This is a genomic window from Longimonas haloalkaliphila, assembly GCF_055379825.1.
In genome coordinates this window covers 1,385,330-1,404,849 of record NZ_AP043948.1, presented here as the reverse complement: position 1 = coordinate 1,404,849, position 19,520 = coordinate 1,385,330, and the positions used below count along the sequence as shown (strand labels likewise).

Here is a 19,520-nt window from a genome sequence, read left to right as displayed (position 1 = left end):
AGTGTACAGGACCAGAGGACTGCACGCCACGCATCCGACCGCAACGCGCCCTCTCAAAAACAGCCCTGACTCTAAAACGGAAGGTCATCATCGGGCTCAAACGAGTCTCCCTGCTGCTGTTGCTGCTGTTGACCGCCCCCACCGCCTTGCTGCGATTCTTTGCGGGGCTGTCGGGTCTGGTCGAAATTGCCGGGCCCCTGGTCCTGGTTCATGCCGTCGCCACCGCCCTGACCACCGGGGCTTCGGCTCTGGCGGGCGCCCTGGCCGTCGCCGCTCAGGAAGACCACCTCGCGCGCTTTCACCTCGGTGCTGTAGCGCTTGTTACCGTCTCGGTCTTCCCAGGAACGCGTCTGCAGCGACCCTTCGACGTATATCTGTCGTCCTTTCGACAGGTACTCGCCGCAGGTTTCTCCCAGGCGCGCCCAGGCAACCACATCGTGCCACTCGGTGGTGTCTACGCGCTCTCCATCCCGATTTGTGTATGAATCGCTGGTGGCAATGCGCATGTTGCAAACCGCTGTGCCACTGTTCGTGTAGTTGAGCTCAGGGTCTTGCCCCAGATTGCCCACCAGAATCACCTTGTTGACGCCACGTGCCATAATGTGTGCCTTGCTGTAAGTTACGTGTATTGTGAATGCTGTTCGCTTCGTTAAAACGGTATCCCGTCGCTGGGTTCAACCGGTACGGGCTCACCCTCCGAAGATTCATACGTGAACGCAGCCGGCGGTTCGTGAACAGCCTGCGCTTTCCGTGACCCGTTCTGCTGGGTCGGCCTTGCGCCGTTGCCATCGAGAAAGACGACATCGCGCGCTTTTACCTCGGTGCGGTACTTCTTATTGCCCTTGCTGTCTTCCCAGGAGCGCGTCTGAAGGCTGCCCTCCAGGTACACCTGGCGCCCCTTGCCCAGATACTCGCTGCAGATCTCAGCCAGCCGCCCCCATACCACTACGTTGTGCCATTCAGTCGTATCGACGCGACTTCCGCTGCGATCAACATACGAATCATTGGTCGCAACAGAAAATGTGCTTACTGCCGTACCGGTGTTTGTGTACTTCAACTCCGGGTCTTGCCCCAGACGTCCTACTAACACCACTTTGTTTATTCCACGTGCCATAATGATTCACCATTGGTCTGATAATGAAGGTTCCAACATAAAGCCTACGCCAAAGCACAGGCCATCTGGTAGACACACCTCTTCACAGTAACGCAACGTAAAATAGCTCCGTAATGACCGTGTAGCGGGGTGCACCCTTTTGCATTCCACGCAACGCACTGCTTTATTGCACTGCTTTATTCGAGTGCCCCTGCTCACTCATTCCTGCCCATTATGCTACATGACTGCACCGTTCTCGAACTCGCCAGCGTGCTGGCCGGACCCAGCGTCGGGCAGTTTTTTGCCGAGCTGGGGGCGACCGTCATCAAAATCGAAAATCCGCGTACGCAGGGCGATGTCACGCGGCGGTGGACAGCCCCCGGTGAGGCGCCGCCCGACAGCCGATCGGCGTACTTCTGTGCCTGCAACGCCGGCAAGCAGTCGGTTGCGATCGATCTATCGACCGATGCCGGACAGGCGCTGCTCCACGAGCTGGCCGCCGATGCCGATATCGTGATCGCCAACTACCGTCCCGGTCGCGCCGAAGCACTTGGCGCCGATCCCGGCACGCTGCGGGCGCTGAACCCGGCACTGCTGTATGGACACATCACCGGATATGGACCGGACAACCCGCGTCCGGGCTACGATGCCGTCATCCAGGCCGAAAGCGGATTCATGGCAATGAACGGAGCTGCCGACGGTCCACCCACCAAAATGCCCGTTGCGCTTATGGATGTGCTGGCCGCGCATCAGCTCAAGGAAGGGCTGCTGGTTGGACTCCTACGCCGCACGCAGACGGGGCAAGGGGGATACGTACCGGTGTCGCTCATGCAGGCCGCCGTTAGCGGACTCGCCAATCAGGCGACCAATTACCTGGTGGCGAACCACGTGCCGCAGCGGATGGGATCGGCGCACCCAAACATTGCCCCGTACGGCACGGCCTATTCGACCGCCGATGGGTCTGCTATCGTGTTAGCGGTGGGCACCGACCGGCAGTTTGCTGCGCTCTGCGAGGTGTTGGAACGCCTCGACTTGGCGACCGACGACCGCTTTGCCACCAACGCGACCCGCGTCGCGCATCGTGAGGCGCTCAATGCTGCGCTGCAGACCGCCATCCGGACGCACCTCCGCAACGCGCTACTGGATGCCCTGCAAGCCCGTACCGTGCCCGCTGGTGCCGTGCGCCCCCTCCCCGACGTATTTGCCGATCCGCATGCCGAGGATATGGTGATTCGAAGCGACGACGCGGCGCATCCCCCTGGACTCCGCCAATACGCCGCCGACGCCCCGACCTCGCAGATGCATCCGCCCCCACGCTACGCTGCCCACACCGAATGCATACTGCGCGACCGGCTCGGGCGATGCACCGACGATATCAATGCACTCGTGGATGCAGGCGCTGTAGTCTGTGCCTGAATCGAGACGGCCCACTCCGGATCTGCATAACAGAACTGCCGTATCTGGATGCGCACCTCATGTGCAACGTATGTCCCTGTCAACAACTGCCCTGCTTTCATGCCCCGTTCCCTGTCTCGCCTGCCCGCCTGGCTTCTGGTGCCGCTGCTCGTGGTGGCTACCGCGTGCGGCACCACCGAACCGGCTGCTGATGCGCCCGAAACGTCCGCGCCAGGTCGTGTAGACGTTGCCTACACCGAGATCTCCGACTCGATCGATCACGACGAGGAGTTGGAGGCGCTGATTGCCCCCTACCGCGACCGGATGGAGACCGAAGTAGAAACGGTGATCGCCAACGCCCCCGAAGAGCTCACCGAAGGGCGCCCTGAAGGACCGCTGGGTAACCTGGCTGCCGATGCGATGCTGCATCACGCCCGCGAGCTGTCGGAGGGGTCCGTGCACATGGCCATGACGAACAACGGCGGCCTCCGCATCCCCATTGGCCCCGGCGATATTACCGTGGGCACGGTCTACGAACTGATGCCCTTCGAAAACCGCCTGGTGGTGGTGACCCTCTCGGGCGCCGACGTCGTGACGTTTGCCGAGCAGATCATGGAGATCTACGGCGGCGAACCCATTGCCGGATTCTCCTTCCGCATCCATGCCGACTCAGGCGACATTGAAGACCTGCAGGTTGGTGGTACGCCAATCGATCTTGAAGCCGAGTACCGCGTGGTCACATCCGACTACCTCGCCGATGGCGGCGGTCCACCCGTGCTTGAAGAGGCACCCCGCGAGGAGCTCCCCATGCTGCTGCGCGACGCCTTCATCGAATACTTTCGCGACCTGGGCACCCTCACCGCTGAAATCGAAGGCCGCATCGAGCGCATCGAGTAGCTCCTGCAGCGTTTCGTAGTGGATGCGCACCGTTTTCTTCCATCTGACTGCTTTGCCCCTACCATGGCTACCACCCGACGCGACTTCCTCCGTACCCTCGCTGCCACCACTGCAGGCGCCGCTCTCTGGCCCGGACTCAGCATGGCAGCCCCCAGCGATCGCACGCACCTTGTCATTCTGCATACCAACGACACCCACTCGCGCATCGACCCATTTCCCGACGACGGCGGACGCTTTGCTGGACTCGGCGGCGTATCCCGCCGCGCAGCGCTCATCGACGACATCCGGGCGAGCAACGACCATGTGCTGCTCCTCGACAGCGGCGATATCTTTCAGGGCACGCCCTACTTCAACTTTTTTGAGGGCGAGCTTGAGTTCAAAAGCATGTCCATGATGGACTACGACATCGCCACGCTGGGCAACCACGACTTCGACAACGGCGTGGACGGATTCATGGAGGCGCTGCCCCATGCCGACTTCGAGTTTGTCTCGTCGAATTACGACGTGCACGGCTCTCCGATGGAGCCGCACGTCGCGCCCTACACTACGCGCACCTTTGGCGGGCTGAAGGTCGGGCTCTTCGGGCTCGGCATTGCATTTGACGGACTCGTCTTGCCTTCGCTGCACGAAGGGGTGTCGTACGAGGACCCGGTCGGCGTGGCTCGCGAGATGGTGCAGCAGCTCCGCGCGGACGGCTGTGATCTGGTGGTAGCCCTCTCGCACATGGGCTACCAATACGACAGCGATCGGGTGAGTGATGTGACGGTGGCCGAGCAGGTGGAGGGCATCGACCTGATTCTCGGCGGACACACGCATACCTTCCTGGATGAGCCGCACGTGGTACCCCACGACCACAGCGCCGAAACGCAGATCGCGCAGGTCGGCTGGGCCGGCATCCGACTCGGACGCATAGACGTGGTTGTCGATGGTGCCGGACGCGTGCAGCAGTGGGCCCACCACCAGTACCCGGTTGATGATCGGGTTCGGGTGGGGTAGCATGAGCTGCTTCCAGCCGAGCCATTTTCACACGCGGTATGGCACAGCCACGAACGCATGCACGTCGGGGTTGAAATCGCGTGTGTTGCGCGTGACGAGTGTGAGTCCGTGGCGCTGTGCAAGGGCGGCTTGGAATGCATCGGGTAGCTTCCAGCCGTGCCTGCGGCGCAGGCGAGAGGCAGTAAGCGCCGCTACTTTGTCAATTTCAAGTAGTGGGAAAGCATCGAGAAAACGAATAGCAGCCGGTTCCCCTTCGTCATCCATCCCCACAAGCACTTCGGACATGGTGACGACTGAGATCGCCACGTCCGCTTCGTGCGTGTCAACGAATGCACGTGCTGCGTCAATGCCGTTCAAGTAGTCAATAAGAATAACGGAATCCAGAAGCAGGGTCATGTCGTCTCTGCATTATTTTCTTGTGCTTCCGGATCCCAAGGACGCGTCCATTCAGCGCGGATGCGACGCTGATATTCAAGGCCATCGCCGCTCTGCCAGTGCGATGCGGCAGCATCTGCGAGTTCGTTCAGCGACGGCTCGTCCTGTTTCGTCTCTTCGTTCGCCTGAGACGCTGCGCTCGTCGATTCCAGGTCGAGCGCACGCTCAATCTCCAGCCAGTCCGCGTAGTCGATCTGGACGGCTACGGGCTGCTGGTTTTCGTCCGTGACGATCTTTTTGGGTATATCCATGACGGGGGTGCTGTCTTTTCATCGGTGTCTTGAGGGGATCTAACGCCGGTCTCGGGGATCTGCTCCGTAAGGGCACGCACCTCCGCGACGTTTATGCCGTGGTTGCATATCGTACTGCAGCCAGTCGCTATCGGATTATTTCAGCACGACGCGCACGAGACCATGAGCGAGACCTCTATTACAAACGTATCCAGTGACGAGTTGGACGACATGGAGAGCCAAACCGACTGGGAGGCCCTCCAAGCAAAGACGGATGCCGATATTCAGCAGGACATTGCTTCTGACCCTGACGCGCATACACTGGACCCAGACTGGTTCGAGACGGCGCAAAGGGTGGACACCTCCTTATCACCCTGATGACAAATTCGAGTCGTGAAGTGTCCTGTTCACTAGGCAGTGTTTGAAAACTCGAGTTTTCGAAAGCAGCGTCGGGTGAACGCCAGTTTGACCATGGCCAAGTAGCACCGAGCATACTTCTCATAGCGGGTGGCGAGCCGGCGACACTCTTTGAGCCAGCCGATCAGTCGCTCAATCACGTTTCGCTTTGCGTACATCCCCTTGTCAAATACCGGAGGTCGTCCCTTTCGGCGCCGCTTGCGCCCTCTTCCGGGGCGCCGTTCCGGGATCATCGCTTGGATCCCACGCCGCCGCAGATAGTGCCGGATGTGCTGGGCATCGTATCCCCGGTCGGCAACCAGCATGTCGGGACGTGTGCGCGGGCGGCCCGGCTGGCGACGCGGAATGCGTACCGTGTTCATCAGCGGCTTCAGATGAGGCCCGTCGTGGCGCTGGCCCGCAGAGAGACAGGCAGTTAGCGGCACCCCGCCTGAGTCACACACAAGGTGGATTTTGGTGGTCAAACCGCCTCGCGAGCGTCCAAGGGCCTCGCACGAGCCCCTTTTTTCTTGGGCGCTCCCGCAGCAGCTCGGCTGGCTCGAACGGAGGTCGAGTCAACCATCCAAGTCGCGTAGTCGATCAATCCGTGTTCGTCGAGTTCAATCTGCAGCCGGTCAAGGATCCGGTCGAACAAGCCAATCGCTTCCCACCGACGAAAGCGCGAATAAACCGTCTGCCACTTGCCGTACCGCTCGGGCAGGTCGCGCCACGCCGCCCCGGAGCAAAGAATCCACAGAATGCCATTGAACAGCCTACGATCGTCGAGGCGAGGCCGCCCCATGGTCTGCTCGGGAAACAGATCCTCGATCAGGTCCCACTGTGTGTCGGTGAGTTCGTAGCGGCGCATCGGAAAACAGAAGTTGGTGATCAGAAACTGGTACGGCAGTCGTTAAGATACCCAATCCAAGACTTTTCAAACAGAGCCTAATCAGATGCGGGTGGTGGACGTGCTCTCATTCTGTCTGAAGTAGAACCAAATGCCCACACGAAGAGTTTATCGCCGTGTTCTTCGTTCGCGAACACCGAACAACGATGCTTAAAGCAAAAGATCTTGTCGTTCTCCTGAAGCTGGTTGCGCTCAACGGCCAGCCCTGGACGTACCGGGAGCTTGCTTCCTCATTGGGTATGAGTGTGTCGAGCGTACACAGCGCGCTACAGCAAGCAGCCGACTCGCATTTGTACCACAAGCAGGACCGGCGTCCTGTTTTTCGGAATCTGAACGAGGTGCTGGTGCACGGGGTGCGTTACGTGTACCCCGTCACTATGGGGGCTGTGACGCGCGGTATTCCAACAGCACATGGCGCCTCGCCCATGATCGAAGAAATTCGTAGTTCAGAGCTCCCGCCGGTCTGGCCCACAGCGGAGGGAGATACGCGCGGATATGCGCTGGAGCCGCTCCACCCTTCTGTACCAGAGGCGGTACGGCAGGACCCAGCCCTGCATGAGCTCCTGGCACTCGTGGATGCATTGCGCATCGGACGGGCCCGCGAACAGAAACGATCTACCGAACTGCTCAGTGACCGTTTTGGAATGGAGAAGTGATACTCTTTCTATACCTCAGCAAAAACCAAAAAACGGCCATTGCGCTTGGCCCACTATTCAGGCTTCAAAAGCATCGCTTTTCGTTTTAGAATTCTACCTCGGTAGTCACTTGGTACTGGTAAGTACTTTTCCTATACTTGCTGAAATCAGCATCCACTTCGAGAAAGACTGGCACGTTGAATCCTGCGGCAATATCCAGCTTGTTCTGTGTTTCCGTCGACAAGTTGATAGTGAGTTCATGGTTTTCTAACAAATTGCTTTCCCCTTTGCGCATGTTGACAAGATGGCACAGGCTGTTATCATGCCATAAACGGTGCTCCTTGAGAAAAGCCTCGGCTTTCTCGGGAAAGGCCTTCCCACCAGAAAACTGGTTCTCCAAGGTTAATCCTTGCTTCAACTGTTTATGACGCTCGTTCGTAGCATTCGCTTTTGCCCCTGTGCCTTTATATGTACCATCAACACCTGCTTCGATGATGACTTTTTCTGTCGCATCCTCTACCTGTCGCACCTTCACACGCTTTGCACCTAATAATTGACACAGTCTAGAGAATAACATGTACTTTTCAAGAGGAAAGTGTTCAGTGACGGTGTCCAGTTCAGCATATTCGTCTTGATGATAAGGGTTTTGTAATAGTACCTTACCTGGACGCACCAGGTCAGCTCTCCGAAGTTGCTTCACGAGTGAATCAGTTGCATCTGTGGAAGTGCTCAAAACAGAGATAGCATCATTTGTCCATATCTCGTGTCCCTCGGGTTCATACTCAAGGCGCTCAACGTCCGTTTGCGTCAATACGAGAACTAACTCTCGCTTGTAAGGATCATCGGGTAACGTCATATCCATGTCGGGGTCCAGGCTTTTGGGATTTTTGATCAGCGTTGGAGTTTCACTTTGAGACTGTGCATCCCCTGCATCTTTTTCTTGGGAACTTCGGCTATGCTCAGATTGGGAATATAGAAATCCCTGCGGTGCCTTCAGACTTCTAATGTATTCTTGTACAGATTCCAAAAACGCATTCAGCCGCCGAGAAAATTTTTGTATAGGAGGTATGCCACGAGACTGAGAAGAGAGATGCCCGCCAGAGCCGTTATTACTTTCAGTATTTGGGACCCCTTTTTTTTTGTTGCTGCCTCTACAAGCAATTTGGGGAGCCGGGCTAAGGTTTGAGGCGGTGTTCGGTCTATAGTATCACAAATAGTCTGTATTTCCGAACTCACACGTTGCCCCCATTCCACGTCGGGGACATTCGGCCACTGGCCATAAACGGAGACAGTTGCTAAGCGCCCGCGCACGTCACGCTCCTCAACAGTTACCTCCACTACAAACGCAGATTCAGAGTAAAACACTTCTACATCTTCTAAGCTATCAAGTAGATCACCGTCATATGCAACAGCCGACATATCCTGCACGATTTTCTGGCGTCTGGGTGATCCCTCGGATATCTCACCTTCGCCAGAAGCAAAAAAGGTATCCGGGCCTTTAGTATCAAGGTTCTGCGCCCAGGCTTTCAGTTTAATATTATTCATTGGCAATCACGTAAAATTAATTATTAGAAGCATATGTGAGCATCTTATAAACCAGTTTTTTGGCTTCTTCTTTAGTGTCTGTTGAACCAAGAAAAAGCTTTGACCCTCCTCCAAAATTTGACCTTCTTTTTATTTCCCTATACTGACTTAGCGATCTGTAGTTGTCGTAGTAATTTCCCATTTTCATATGACTCGTGTTGACGTACTCCTCATCTTTGTCGCAGTGTGTGCCCACTAAATAGAGTCGACACCCTCCAGAGACATCATTGTCTTGCAGCCAGCGAGCAATATGACTGATGTCACTTTTCACACGTTCTATCGTCGCCCTGTCTCCTTTCTTGACGAGGTCAGCTCGAAAGAGATAGAACACCATATCTGCACTTTCTACAGACTTCCTCCATTCTGGTCTTGCATCTTTACTTCCAGAAACATCTATGGACTTTTCCATCCAAAAATCCAAGTCGTCTATGTGAATTCGGCTTTTATCGACTTCTTTTGGCAACTCAACAGACTTATACTCTTTGGGTACAGCCTCGGTACTCAAGAAAGCAAAGAGGTTTGTCTTACCGACTTCCCTCGCCCCAAGAAGGGCGAGTTTCTTACCTTCGAAAGCAAATTTAAACGCTCGATGGATGCGGCGCGTAAGAAGATACGACCCGACAAATCCTGCAGCCGCCGCAAGTGCCCACAGGAGAGGTGCGATAGGTAAAGCTAAAACCATGATTTGAAGATGTTAGTGATATGATCATTCTGTACTTGCAATGTATAGCAGAACGCACTTCTATGCAAGCAAGGATGGTATACGACCAAAGTTTGCCTGTATTCACATTCTTCAACGGAAGAGTGAGGAATTCGCCTAAGGCTGCCACAGTGCGAACTATGCAACAAGAGCGCTCTTCTGACTCATCATAGCCCCCAATGCCAAAAGGCCGCCCCGATACAGAGCGGCCCTTCTTGCGTTTGTGTGCTATGGTGGCGGTGGGCAGATGCCCCCACATCCCCCTGTACGCATCAAAACACGGCCGTAACCCCCAGTGAGAACGTGCGAGGAATGGGGACCTCGGCAAAGTCCAGTCCGCGGACGCCCGTGCGTTGTCCGCCTACGTTGATCTCCGGGTCGTATCCGCTGTACCCGTCGATGGAGAGCACGTTACGCGCGGCAAGGGTGAGGCGCACGCGTTCAATCCGTGCGGCCGCCGGACGCAGCGTGTATGCGGCGCTGACTTCGCGCAGTTTCAGAAATGAGCCGTCTTCGACCCAATGCTCGTGGACAAGCCGGGCAGCCGATGCGTACCCCGATGGCAAATCCCCTTCAAGTTCTTGCTGGTACAACTCCGTTACCCCTAAGACGGGCCAAGACCCTTCGTACCTCGTGAAGTTGAACACGTCGTGCCCAACAACTGCGTCCCACTGCATGCGCAAATCAAAATTGCGGATGCTCACGTCGTTGATCCACGACGCAACAAAGTCGGGATGCGGATCGCCGACAACACCCGGTTCTCCTATGCCCAGAAGTCCGCTCTGTCCTGTCTCGGAGGCAGAATCATCACGCAGACGCCAGAGCCCCTTGTCATCCTTGACGAGGATATTGCCCTCACGGTCCACCACGTTACCGGATGCGTCGCGGTCAAACTGAAGGCCATAGAAAACCCCGAGCGGTTCCCCATTGACCGCCCACAACCGCTCAAAAGAGTTCGGAAACCTAAGATTATCCTTTGGGAGGCCGCGCACCTCGTTACGGTTGCGGCTGAAGTCAATGGTGGTCGTCCAGCCCGTACGCGCCTGATCCACAACCTGCGCCTGCACCGACAGTTCGATGCCGCGATTGGTGAGCGTGCCCGTGTTTTTTAGGAGAGGCTGAAAGCCGAATCCCGTGCGCGGTCGGGTTGGGTCTAACCCCAGCTCCCTGCCCCAGGCCACCAACAGGCCACTGGTACGCTGCCTGTAGTAGGTGGCTTCCACGACCACGCGGTCGGTAAAGAGATGCGCATCTGCACCGATCTCCACCTCGCGCTGCCGCTCAGGTGTCACGCCTTCAGGCACGGCACGGTAAAAGGGAAGGACGGACGCCGGGCCGCCCGAAAAGCCGAGTGCACTTTGAAGCGTAAAGCGCGGAAACAGGCGATCAAGCCCTGCACCGCTCCAGAAATGCAGCTCAGAAAGCCTGTGAGTAAGGCGTGCACTCGGATAAAACGAAGCCCCGCTGTCTTCAAACGAAGGATACGTAGCAACCTGTAAGCCGCCCGTAACAACGAGGCGGTCCTTCCAGGTCAGCGTCTCCTGCACGAACCCACTGTACACATCGTAATCGGTATCGAACGTGCTGAAACCTTAGGAAAAGGGGTCCTCAGGCCTTCCTTGAATCTCCTCTGTGTCCGTCGTGCTGGTTTCGAGTTGCACGCTGCCGCCTATCAGTGTTGTGGAGCGCAGCGTACTCGAAAGGTCGGTGCTATAACTAACATCCAGTGTGCTACTGATGCGCTGCTGGGTGTAGGTGCTGCTGCGCGCAGATCGTGGACGGGCATCGGCAGGAGCGTTTGGAAACCTGAGGAAACCGGAGGGTACGATCGCAGTCGCATCCTGCGTATACGTATCCAGTCCGATCACGTAGTCGACACTCAGATTTTCCGTCGGACGCAGATTCAGGGCGGCGCTTCCGATAAATCGATCGGTGTCCTGTGTGAAGTCGAAGCGCTCCATGACTTCTAACGGGTTCAGCCGGAAGCCATCGTCAGGAAACGATCCATCAACGTTGGGGCGCGGGTCAAAGGTATTTGGGCCCGAGATAAATCCAGTCAGCGCACCGTATGCCCGATTGAGTCCGCCGTTGGGGATGTCTTGCGTGGTGCTCCGTGCGTAGGTGGCGCTTCCTGTAATCGCAGCCCAGTCGGTCAGTTGCTGGTCAATCCGTAGGCGTCCGTTGATGCGGCGGAAGTGATTGCCTTCGATAATCCCCTGGTTGGCAAAATGAGAGCCCGAGGCGCGGTAGCGTGTGTCGCCAAATCCGCCTGATATGGACAGGGCCTGCTCGGTGCCATAAGCCCGGTCGAAGATAAAGTCCTGCCAGTCCCAGCGGCGCTCGCCCTCGGGGAGTGGATTGCCGCTGTTATCCAGAAACTGGCCCTGTGCGTTCTGTGCCATGTTGACGTTGAGCGTGTTACGCACAGATTCAGTTTGAGCCCGGGTGGAAAACGTGACATGGGGCGCGCCGGAGGTGCCCTGCTTGGTGAAGATCTCCACGACCCCGTTGTTGGCGCGCGGTCCGTACCGTGCAGCACCTGCCGCCCCTCGCACAATGTCGATGCGATCAATGTCATGCAGCGCCAGATCGATGAGGCGATTCTGGGTTCCGCCGCCCAGGTCAATGAGCTCGCGCGAGGCGTTGCTTATGGGAATGCCGTCCAGCACATAGAGCGGGCTTGTGTCTCCGAGAATCGTGCTGGGGCCGCGGAGACGCACCGACATTCCGCCTGCCGGGGTTGCCGGAGTTCTGCGTGACGTAGGCCCCGGCGATTTTGCCTTGCAGCGCGCGGTTGACCGAAAACGCAATGGGGGCCATGTCTGTGCTGTCAACAGAAGCCGCCGTGTATCCTCGTTGCACAGATTGGGGCTTTGTATCAGATGTGTCGGCCACTGATGCAGAAGAGGGATTCGAAGCTTGTTGGGCCGTTGCTGTTTGAGCAATGAGCAGAATGCTGAAAAGCAGCCCAATGCTCAATGGTACGTACCAATGGTTCATACGGGATAGAATGTAAAAATGAAAGGGAAGAGATCGCTAAAGAAAAAAACGTGCTGTGGCGCTAAAAAACACAACAAAGAGGATGACTCAGTATCGCAGGAATGAAGACAGGCGTACTCCCATACACGTGCCGCTCCGGTGATCGCGATGGAGAGCGAGACACCAGAGCGGCTATGCGTTGTGTGGCGTGCAGCGGCACTGATTGGTGCGCACGCGCATTCGCCTGTGCCCAAAACTGAGGCGGGTAGTGGATAGAGGCTAAGTGATGAGACAGTTGCAAATTGCAGCCTCGTATCGGTCGAACCCCCTCTCCCTACGGGTTTCTCCCCCTTGGCCAAGGGGGAGATGTCCACGGGATCACGCCTCCGGCGAAGCTCGGCAGACGGAGGGGGTTTGCGCGGGCTGCAATCATGTAAACCGCATGTCAATCACTTAACATTGGACCGCTACTCTGAAGCGCTACACCTCCTCGCGGCTCCAGCCGGTGGAGTGGTCGTTGATGTAAGCGGTGAGCTGGTCGATGGCAATCCGGTCTTGCTCCATCGAGTCGCGGTCGCGGACGGTGACCTGTTGGTCGTCGAGCGTTTCGAAGTCCACCGTGATGCAGAACGGCGTACCGGCTTCGTCCATGCGGCGGTAGCGTTTGCCCATGGAGCCGCGCTCGTCGTACATCACGTTGAAGTGCGGGCGCAGGTCGTCTTCGATCTCGTGCGCGATGTCGGGCAGGCCCTTCTTCTTGGAGAGCGGGAAGATCGCGGCGCGAATGGGCGCCACCTCGGGGTGGAAGCGCAGCACCGTGCGCTCGTTGCCGTTGGCTTCGTCTTCGTCGTACGCATCACAGAGCAGCATCAGCACCGTGCGGTCGAGTCCGACCGACGTTTCGATGACGTACGGGATGTACTTCTCCTGGTCGAACGGATCGTAGTAGGTCATATTCTTGCCCGAGTACTCCTGGTGCCGCTTCAGGTCGTAGTCAGTGCGCGAGTGGATGCCCTCTACCTCCTTCCAACCAATCGGGTACTCGTATTGGATGTCTTCGGCGGCGTCGGCGTAGTGCGAGAGCTGCTCGTGCTCGTGAAAGCGCAGCTTCGAGGGGCGCACGCCCAAGCGCTTATGCCACGCCATGCGCTTTTCGCGCCACTCCGCAAAGAAGTCGAGCTGCTCGCCGGGCTTTACGAAGTACTGCATCTCCATCTGCTCAAACTCGCGCATCCGGAAGACAAACTGCCGCGCCACAATCTCATTGCGGAAGGCTTTGCCAATCTGCGCGATGCCAAACGGCACATGCTGCCGCGCCGGCTCGCGTACGTTGTGGAAGTTCACGAAGATGCCCTGGGCCGTCTCCGGGCGCAGGAAGATGCGGTCGCCTGTTTCAGCAACGGGTCCTACGTGGGTCTCGAACATCAGGTTGAACTGCCGCACGGGCGTCCAGTCGAACGCGCCGGAGCGGGGGGCGCGAATTTCTTCATCTTGAATAATATCGTACAGATCGCCCGCCATGTCATCGCTGTTGAGCGCGGCCACGAGGCGCTCGTATACCGCCTCGGCCTGCTCCATCTCGCCATCTTGACGCAGATCGCGGATGTGGTCTTCGATCAGCTCGTCAGCGCGGTAGCGGTGGTTCGACGCCTTGTCGTCGATCAGCGGATCGTTGAACGCTTCGGTGTGGCCCGAGGCCTCCCACGTTTTCGGGTGCATCATAATCGCGGCATCCAGCCCCACAATGTCGCCGTGGCCGTACACCATCTCCTGCCACCACAGGTCTTTCACGTTGCGCTTTAGCTCCACGCCCAGCGGTCCGTAGTCATACGTGGCCGCCTGGCCGCCGTAGATCTCGGACGACTGAAAGATAAAGCCGCGCTGCTTGGACAAGGACACGATGGTGTCGAAAAGGTCGCTCATATCGGTAGTAAGAGGGATTCGAAAGGGCCAGATACAACATAAAGTACGCCATGGGTAAACGCCGTACGATGTACAACGTAGGTTTCTTAAGCAGCGGATGCAATGCCCGGTGTTGAAAAGCCGGTGCAACACGCCGCCTGCGGGCGCATCCCCCTGTGGAAGGGACTTGCAAAACCCGTTGCCAGGTCGGATCTTACGTACTTCCGCAGCCGCTTATGCTGCTGCTTACACCCTCAGACTTGTTTTCTTACATCCTCTGCCTGTTATGAACAAGCGCGTGAAACGTCAGATGATCATCGCAGCTATCGTGCTTATCGCCATCATTGGCGGACTCTCTCTCATCGCTCAATTTGCATAACTGCATATGCGTTCTCCATGGCGGTTTGACGCGGCAGCGTGGCCGGTTGGTTTTCTGTTCTTTGCCCTCTTTGCCCTCACTGTGCTGGCCGTGCCGGTCACGGCGCAGGTCAATACCGAGCGCATGCGTAACCTGGATGTCGAAGGATTTAGCGCTACGCTCGGGGGCTCGGTAGCTCTACAAAGCGGCAATACCGAACTCATTGAAGTCGGGGTCGACACCCGCATGGATCTGCTCTACGCACCGCATCACCTGTTCCTCGTCAGCGAAGTGCGCTACGGACAGAGCGACGGGCGCCGCTTTCGCGACCGCTCTTTTGCACACCTGCGATACAACTACCGCTTCGGCGGGCCGCTCGTCGCCGAAGCATTCACGCAGGTCGAACGCGATAACTTTGCGCTGCTCGAGCTGCGTACGCTGGCCGGAGGCGGGCTGCGGCTGCGCCTTCTGGATTCGGAGCCTGCGCGCCTCTTTGCCGGCTTTACGCCCATGTTTGAGGGCGAGCGTCTCGCCCCCAACCGCGTAGGCACACATCCGGCCCGCACCGCTGCGATACGGCTGAGTCACTACGCGAACGCCCGGCTTCGTGTCAACGAACGCACCTTTCTGCTAAGCACCACGTACGCGCAGCCCCGTATCGACGCGTTCGGCGACATCCGGCTGCTCAACGAGACCCGCATCGGCGTGGGCATCACCCGTGCGCTCACCCTGCGCGTATCGCTGAACGTGCGCTACGACAGCCGCCCGCCCGGCGACGTTTCCGACTGGACGCTGTCCCTCACGAACGGACTTACCGTTTCGCTCTGAGCGCACAGCTCTGAGCGCACAGCCGTCCGAACGCCTCCGCGTGGCTGTATCCGTATGCCAGGGATGCCAGAAGCTCTCTTTTTCTGTGCGTCCTTCTGCGCGCCGTTTTGTGTCCTGCGCTTTTTCCGTGCATCACATGCCTGATCCTATGCTCACCCTGCTGCACCTGGCCGACGTTCACTTCGACACCGTGTACGCGGGGCGCACGCTCGACCTGCGCCGCCGCCTGCGCAACGCGCAGCACACGGCGTTCGAGCGTGCTGTAGACCGCGCAATCGCGGAGCCGGTCGACGCCGTTCTCATCGCTGGCGACCTCTTCGATGCCGACCGGCTCGGCCTGGCTACCGAAGACCGCCTCCTCACGCAGCTTGAACGACTCAACGAGGCCCGAATCCCTGTGGTCTACGCCACCGGTAACCACGACCCGGGCCAGGCCCGTGGACGCGTAGCGGCGCTCTCGTGGCCAGCCAACGTGCACGTAGTGCGCACCGACGAGCCGCAAACCATTACGCTGACCGACGCTGCCGACACCCCGATCGGGCGCGTCGTCGCCGTCGGGCACCCGCGTCCACACGTCTCCGAAAACCTGGCCATCCGCTTTCCGGAAGCCGACGACGAACTTCCTACCGTGGGCCTGCTGCATACGCACGTCACCTCAGCACAGTCGGTAGACGCCCACGACCGCTACGCCCCCTGCTCGGTCGACGATCTCCGACGCCCCGGTTATGCCTACTGGGCGCTCGGGCACATCCACCGGGGGCAGCAGGTCGACCCGGAGCTGCCCGCCTACTACGCGGGCAACCTGCAAGGCCGCCATCCCAGCGAGAACGGCGTGAAAGGCGGACTGCTCGTACGCATCCCCCCGAATAGCCCGCCCGATGTTACCGTACAGCCGTTTGCCCCCATCCGCTGGGAAACGCTGGTGCTTGACGATCTCGACCATGTGCAGTCGGTGGATGCGCTGACCCGTACTGCCGAGGAAGCGCTCCAGCCCGTGCAGGAGCAGGCCCTGGCCTCTGAGTGGATGATCCGACTGGTGCTGCGTGGGGCGTGTCCGCTTGCGCCCGAGCTGCACGATGCAGGCGAGCGCACCTATCTCACCAACGTGCTAGCCACCCGCCTGAACGTGCTCGACGTGGAGCTGAAGCTCGAAAACGTGACGCGCCCGGTGCCCGTGGAGCCGTACCGCGGCGAGCCGCACCTGGCCGGCGAGGTGCTGCAGCTCATCGACGAGGCCCGTGCCGACGACGACCTGCTCAACGAACTCGCCGACGACGTGGAGTGGGCCGACCACGAGCACGCAACCCCCGCTGCCCGGCGTAGCTACCTGCACACGCTTCTCGACGGCATGGACCGCCGGGCCGTTGCTCGCCTCATCGCCGACCCCGAGTAAGTAGCTGTTTCCGCCCCGTTCTCTACCCTGTCTCCTGATTACCCCCTGCCCGCATGCATGTAACCGCCTGCACCATCGACGCTTATGGTCCACTACGCGACTGCTCGTTCGAGCAGCTGGATGCGCCGGTTATTCTCGTTCACGGTCCCAATGAGGCGGGCAAAACCGCGCTGTTCTCATTTCTGAAGGCGATGCTCTACGGCATCTACCCCACCGCGCCCGATCGGCATCCCTATGCGCCCTATAACGGCGATGTCCTCGAAGGCGCTCTGCAGGCCCGGCTGCACGACGGCAGCACGCTCTCGGTAGAACGCCGCCTGCGAAGCAGCCCGTACGGACGCCTCACCAGGCCCGATGGCGACACCCGCACGCTCAACAACGAGACCCTGCCTCCGGTCGCGCATGTGTCGCGCCAGGTCTACAACGCGGTCTACGCCCTCACGCTCGGCGACCTGGTTACCTTGCACCAGCAGAACGCGTGGACGGAGATTCAGGACCGGCTCCTCGGGTCGCTCAGCGTGGACTTCGTGCGCCCTGCCCGTGCGGTGATCGACGAGCTGCACGACGAAGCCAATCAGCTGTGGCGCCCCGATCGGCGCGGCAAGCCCGAAGCGCAGCAGCTCCGCAAAGACCGCGACCAGCTATACAACGACCTCAAGAAAGCACGCAATCGCGACGAGACGATGCGCGCCCTGCGCGACGAGCTAACGGCTTGCACGCAGCGCATCGAATCGCTCGAAACCGAACAGAAGCAGCTGCGCACCGACCAGCGCCGTGACGAGCGCCTGCGTCCGGTCTACACGTTCTTGAAGCAGATCAAGCGCAACGAGGAGCGGGCCGGCGATCTCTCTTCCTATGCGCACATCGACCAGCCCGAAGACGAACGCACCGCACTCCAAGAACGCCTCAGCACGCTTGCCGAAGAGATGCGGGTGCTCACGCGCGAACGCGACACACACGCCGAGGCCCTCAGCGCCCGTACCGAAACCGACGACACCGTAGTCGCACACGCCGCCGAGATCGAGGCCTGGCCGCAGCGGATCGAGCGCATCGAGAACGAACGAGCCACGCTCGACGATGAACGTCAGGCGCTGCGGCGCGCGCAGGCCAGCCTCGAACAGGCCGCCGACTGCCTGTCTGAGCCGTGGCAGCCTGAATGGAGCGATCGCGTAGCCGCACTGCACTTGCCCGAGCTGCGCAGCCGCATCCAGCATTATACTGATGCCGCCGCCGCTCTGCGCGACGCCGAAACCCAGGCACGCACCCTCGGGCTCTTTGGGGAGGCGGAGCGCAGCTTTACCCCCGCCGTGCTTCTTGGCGTTGTGGGGATCACGCTGCTTACAATCGGGATTCTGGTGGATTCGACGCTCTCCCTCTCGGTCGGCGGCGCCCTCGCTGCCGCGGCAGGGGCGTGGGCCTGGCACACCCGTACGCACAACGACGAGCTCGACCAGCGCCTCGACGCGCTCGACCTCGATGCCCAGCGCCGCGAAGCCATGGCCCGCGCCGATGACGTACGCGCGTTTGTCGACGCCCTGCCTATCTCGCCTGCACGCCTGGAATCGCCCACGCTCGACCTGGCCCACGACCTGGAGCGCCTGCAGCAAGCGGTGCGCGGCGTCGGCAGCGCCCGCGAACGGGTCGAGCAGCGGCGCGAGCGCCTGCACCAAGAGCGTGCGTCTTGGAACGACCTGCTCGACGCCACGAACACCACCGCCCTCGCCGATGCCCACGACACCTGGCGAGCCCAGGTGCACGCCCTGCACGGCCGCCTGCACGGGGCCCAGGAGCGCGTCGCTGCAGCCGAAGAAGCACAGAACGCACTGCCCGACCTGAACGCGCGCATCAATACGCTGCAGAGCAAACACGACACGTACGCTGCCGAACACGACACGCTCTGCGTGCTCATCGAAGAGCTCGGCGACGGCGACTGGGAGGCCGGCGTGCAGGAGCTCGCCGAGCGGCGCACCGCCCGCCGCCGCGCCGACGACGCCCGCGACCAGCTGCAGCGCGAGCATCCCGACTGGGAGACGCTCCGCACCGAAATTGAAACGCTCGACGACACCGACGACGCACTGTCGTTCACCGATGAAGAGCGGGTCGAACGCACCGAGCGCCTCGAAGCTGTGCAGAACGAACTCCGCAAGGCCACCGCCCGCCGGGCCGAGATCAGCAAGGAGCTTGAGCAGCTGGCTGAAAAACCCACCATGGCCGTGCTACAGAGCGATATCGCCTCGGTCGAAGCGGACCTCAACCGTGTGCGCACCGAGCGCGACCGGCTCACCCTGCTGGCCACGCTCATCCGCCGGGCCGACCACGACTTTCGGATGCGCCACCAGCCCGACGTCATCCAGCGCGCCTCGGAGCACATCGCGACCATCACCAACGGACGCTATGAACGCATAGAGTGGCGCGAGGAGGATAACCGCCTTGTCGTCTATGCCCCGCGCCAGGCCGACCCGCAGCCAGTCGGACCTCCGCTCAGCCGCGGCACGCGCGACCAGATCTATCTGGCGCTGCGCATGGCCATCGTCGACCATCTCGATGCCGACCACGAGTCGCTGCCGGTGTTCTTAGACGAGGTCTTCGTCAACTGGGACACCGAGCGCCGCCAGGCGGGCTACCGCATCCTGCAGTCGTGGGAGGGCCGCCGTCAGGTCTTCCTCTTTACCTGCCACCGCCCGCTTGTGCGCGAAGCCCGCGAGGCCCTCGACGCACACGTCATCCAGCTCGATGGACCAAGTGTTTCCTTATAGCATTTTCTGATAGCACCCCTTGCCCATGGGGATGCG

General features: G+C 59.6%; 17 protein-coding genes and 2 pseudogenes. 8 read left to right on the top strand and 11 right to left on the bottom strand.

The genetic code is table 11. The annotated features are described in order from the left end of the window. Nucleotides 1–71: 71 nt before the first annotated feature. Together ACZ48V_RS05535 and ACZ48V_RS05530 are read right to left on the bottom strand one after the other, a co-directional pair. The gene (locus ACZ48V_RS05535) at nt 72–599 is read right to left on the bottom strand and encodes a single-stranded DNA-binding protein (protein WP_464542381.1); all 528 of its coding nucleotides are present in this window, start codon (nt 597–599) and stop codon (nt 72–74) included. A gap of 50 nt (nt 600–649) precedes the next feature. Further along, complete coding sequence (locus ACZ48V_RS05530) at nt 650–1,114, bottom strand: single-stranded DNA-binding protein (protein ID WP_464542379.1); 465 nt, start codon at nt 1,112–1,114, stop codon at nt 650–652. A 213-nt stretch (nt 1,115–1,327) separates the two neighbouring features. Here ACZ48V_RS05530 and ACZ48V_RS05525 point away from each other — a divergent pair, with 213 nt between their 5' ends. The 3 genes from ACZ48V_RS05525 to ACZ48V_RS05515 all read left to right on the top strand — a co-directional run bounded on the left by ACZ48V_RS05525 (nt 1,328) and on the right by ACZ48V_RS05515 (nt 4,381). After that, nucleotides 1,328–2,509 carry a CaiB/BaiF CoA transferase family protein gene (locus ACZ48V_RS05525; protein WP_464542377.1) on the top strand — a complete coding sequence of 394 codons (1,182 nt, stop codon included), beginning with the start codon at nt 1,328–1,330 and terminating at the stop codon, nt 2,507–2,509. Between the two features lie 99 nt (nt 2,510–2,608). Continuing rightward, on the top strand, nt 2,609–3,385 hold the full coding sequence (locus tag ACZ48V_RS05520; RefSeq protein WP_464542375.1) for a 5'-nucleotidase C-terminal domain-containing protein: 777 nt from the start codon (nt 2,609–2,611) through the stop codon (nt 3,383–3,385). 63 nt (nt 3,386–3,448) lie between these two features. After that, complete coding sequence (locus tag ACZ48V_RS05515) at nt 3,449–4,381, top strand: bifunctional metallophosphatase/5'-nucleotidase (RefSeq protein WP_464542373.1); 933 nt, start codon at nt 3,449–3,451, stop codon at nt 4,379–4,381. Nucleotides 4,382–4,408: 27 nt separating this feature from the next. Here ACZ48V_RS05515 and ACZ48V_RS05510 read toward each other — a convergent pair whose 3' ends face one another. Together ACZ48V_RS05510 and ACZ48V_RS05505 are read right to left on the bottom strand one after the other, a co-directional pair. Next, nucleotides 4,409–4,777: a PIN domain-containing protein gene (locus tag ACZ48V_RS05510; protein ID WP_464542371.1), complete on the bottom strand. Its 369-nt coding sequence runs from the start codon at nt 4,775–4,777 to the stop codon at nt 4,409–4,411. Continuing rightward, nucleotides 4,774–5,067 (bottom strand): hypothetical protein, encoded by a 294-nt coding sequence (locus ACZ48V_RS05505; RefSeq protein ID WP_464542369.1) that lies wholly within the window; start codon nt 5,065–5,067, stop codon nt 4,774–4,776. Before ACZ48V_RS05505 ends, ACZ48V_RS05510 begins: the two co-directional genes overlap by 4 nt. Nucleotides 5,068–5,160: 93 nt before the next feature. Here ACZ48V_RS05505 and ACZ48V_RS05500 point away from each other — a divergent pair, with 93 nt between their 5' ends. Then, nucleotides 5,161–5,424: a hypothetical protein gene (locus ACZ48V_RS05500; RefSeq protein WP_464542367.1), complete on the top strand. Its 264-nt coding sequence runs from the start codon at nt 5,161–5,163 to the stop codon at nt 5,422–5,424. Between the two features lie 32 nt (nt 5,425–5,456). On the opposite strand, the pseudogene ACZ48V_RS05495 reads toward ACZ48V_RS05500, so the two are convergent. Further along, nucleotides 5,457–6,244, bottom strand: a pseudogene (locus ACZ48V_RS05495) (IS5 family transposase). Between the two features lie 251 nt (nt 6,245–6,495). Between ACZ48V_RS05495 and ACZ48V_RS05490 the strand changes: the two are divergent. Next, on the top strand, nt 6,496–7,005 hold the full coding sequence (locus ACZ48V_RS05490) for a LexA family transcriptional regulator (protein WP_464542365.1): 510 nt from the start codon (nt 6,496–6,498) through the stop codon (nt 7,003–7,005). Nucleotides 7,006–7,090: 85 nt separating this feature from the next. Here the strand turns inward: ACZ48V_RS05490 and ACZ48V_RS05485 are convergent, their stop codons facing one another. From ACZ48V_RS05485 to ACZ48V_RS05460, 6 genes and pseudogenes are all read right to left on the bottom strand, one after another. Beyond that, nucleotides 7,091–8,011, bottom strand: coding sequence for a hypothetical protein (locus ACZ48V_RS05485; protein WP_464542363.1), 921 nt, complete (start codon nt 8,009–8,011; stop codon nt 7,091–7,093). A gap of 8 nt (nt 8,012–8,019) precedes the next feature. Then, nucleotides 8,020–8,529: a hypothetical protein gene (locus ACZ48V_RS05480; protein WP_464542361.1), complete on the bottom strand. Its 510-nt coding sequence runs from the start codon at nt 8,527–8,529 to the stop codon at nt 8,020–8,022. Nucleotides 8,530–8,545: 16 nt separating this feature from the next. Beyond that, nucleotides 8,546–9,250, bottom strand: coding sequence for a GTPase domain-containing protein (locus ACZ48V_RS05475; protein ID WP_464542359.1), 705 nt, complete (start codon nt 9,248–9,250; stop codon nt 8,546–8,548). Nucleotides 9,251–9,540: 290 nt separating this feature from the next. Next, nucleotides 9,541–10,839 (bottom strand): annotated as a pseudogene (locus ACZ48V_RS05470) (TonB-dependent receptor domain-containing protein); the annotation flags it as partial. Between the two features lie 21 nt (nt 10,840–10,860). Next, entirely contained in the window at nt 10,861–12,078 is a 1,218-nt protein-coding gene (locus ACZ48V_RS05465) for a TonB-dependent receptor plug domain-containing protein (protein WP_464542357.1), read from the bottom strand. A 649-nt stretch (nt 12,079–12,727) separates the two neighbouring features. After that, nucleotides 12,728–14,170, bottom strand: coding sequence for a glycine--tRNA ligase (locus tag ACZ48V_RS05460; protein ID WP_464542355.1), 1,443 nt, complete (start codon nt 14,168–14,170; stop codon nt 12,728–12,730). 364 nt (nt 14,171–14,534) lie between these two features. On the opposite strand from ACZ48V_RS05460, the gene ACZ48V_RS05455 reads away from it, so the two are divergent. The 3 genes from ACZ48V_RS05455 to ACZ48V_RS05445 all read left to right on the top strand — a co-directional run bounded on the left by ACZ48V_RS05455 (nt 14,535) and on the right by ACZ48V_RS05445 (nt 19,484). After that, the gene (locus ACZ48V_RS05455) at nt 14,535–15,335 is read left to right on the top strand and encodes a DUF481 domain-containing protein (protein ID WP_464542353.1); all 801 of its coding nucleotides are present in this window, start codon (nt 14,535–14,537) and stop codon (nt 15,333–15,335) included. 136 nt (nt 15,336–15,471) lie between these two features. After that, nucleotides 15,472–16,728, top strand: coding sequence for a metallophosphoesterase family protein (locus ACZ48V_RS05450; RefSeq protein ID WP_464542351.1), 1,257 nt, complete (start codon nt 15,472–15,474; stop codon nt 16,726–16,728). Nucleotides 16,729–16,781: 53 nt separating this feature from the next. Beyond that, a complete protein-coding gene (locus tag ACZ48V_RS05445; protein ID WP_464542349.1) occupies nt 16,782–19,484 on the top strand; it encodes an AAA family ATPase in 2,703 nt (900 codons plus the stop codon). The last annotated feature ends 36 nt before the right edge of the window (nt 19,485–19,520 follow it).

Excerpts from the sequence above, each read along its gene's own strand:
- ACZ48V_RS05535 (WP_464542381.1), bottom strand. The coding sequence starts at position 599 with ATGGCACGTGGCGTCAACAAGGTGATTCTGGTGGGCAATCTGGGGCAA.
- ACZ48V_RS05530 (WP_464542379.1), bottom strand. The coding sequence starts at position 1,114 with ATGGCACGTGGAATAAACAAAGTGGTGTTAGTAGGACGTCTGGGGCAA.
- ACZ48V_RS05525 (WP_464542377.1), top strand. The coding sequence starts at position 1,328 with ATGCTACATGACTGCACCGTTCTCGAACTCGCCAGCGTGCTGGCCGGA.
- ACZ48V_RS05520 (WP_464542375.1), top strand. The coding sequence starts at position 2,609 with ATGCCCCGTTCCCTGTCTCGCCTGCCCGCCTGGCTTCTGGTGCCGCTG.
- ACZ48V_RS05515 (WP_464542373.1), top strand. The coding sequence starts at position 3,449 with ATGGCTACCACCCGACGCGACTTCCTCCGTACCCTCGCTGCCACCACT.
- ACZ48V_RS05510 (WP_464542371.1), bottom strand. The coding sequence starts at position 4,777 with ATGACCCTGCTTCTGGATTCCGTTATTCTTATTGACTACTTGAACGGC.
- ACZ48V_RS05505 (WP_464542369.1), bottom strand. The coding sequence starts at position 5,067 with ATGGATATACCCAAAAAGATCGTCACGGACGAAAACCAGCAGCCCGTA.
- ACZ48V_RS05500 (WP_464542367.1), top strand. The coding sequence starts at position 5,161 with ATGCCGTGGTTGCATATCGTACTGCAGCCAGTCGCTATCGGATTATTT.
- ACZ48V_RS05490 (WP_464542365.1), top strand. The coding sequence starts at position 6,496 with ATGCTTAAAGCAAAAGATCTTGTCGTTCTCCTGAAGCTGGTTGCGCTC.
- ACZ48V_RS05480 (WP_464542361.1), bottom strand. The coding sequence starts at position 8,529 with ATGAATAATATTAAACTGAAAGCCTGGGCGCAGAACCTTGATACTAAA.
- ACZ48V_RS05475 (WP_464542359.1), bottom strand. The coding sequence starts at position 9,250 with ATGGTTTTAGCTTTACCTATCGCACCTCTCCTGTGGGCACTTGCGGCG.
- ACZ48V_RS05460 (WP_464542355.1), bottom strand. The coding sequence starts at position 14,170 with ATGAGCGACCTTTTCGACACCATCGTGTCCTTGTCCAAGCAGCGCGGC.
- ACZ48V_RS05455 (WP_464542353.1), top strand. The coding sequence starts at position 14,535 with ATGCGTTCTCCATGGCGGTTTGACGCGGCAGCGTGGCCGGTTGGTTTT.
- ACZ48V_RS05450 (WP_464542351.1), top strand. The coding sequence starts at position 15,472 with ATGCCTGATCCTATGCTCACCCTGCTGCACCTGGCCGACGTTCACTTC.
- ACZ48V_RS05445 (WP_464542349.1), top strand. The coding sequence starts at position 16,782 with ATGCATGTAACCGCCTGCACCATCGACGCTTATGGTCCACTACGCGAC.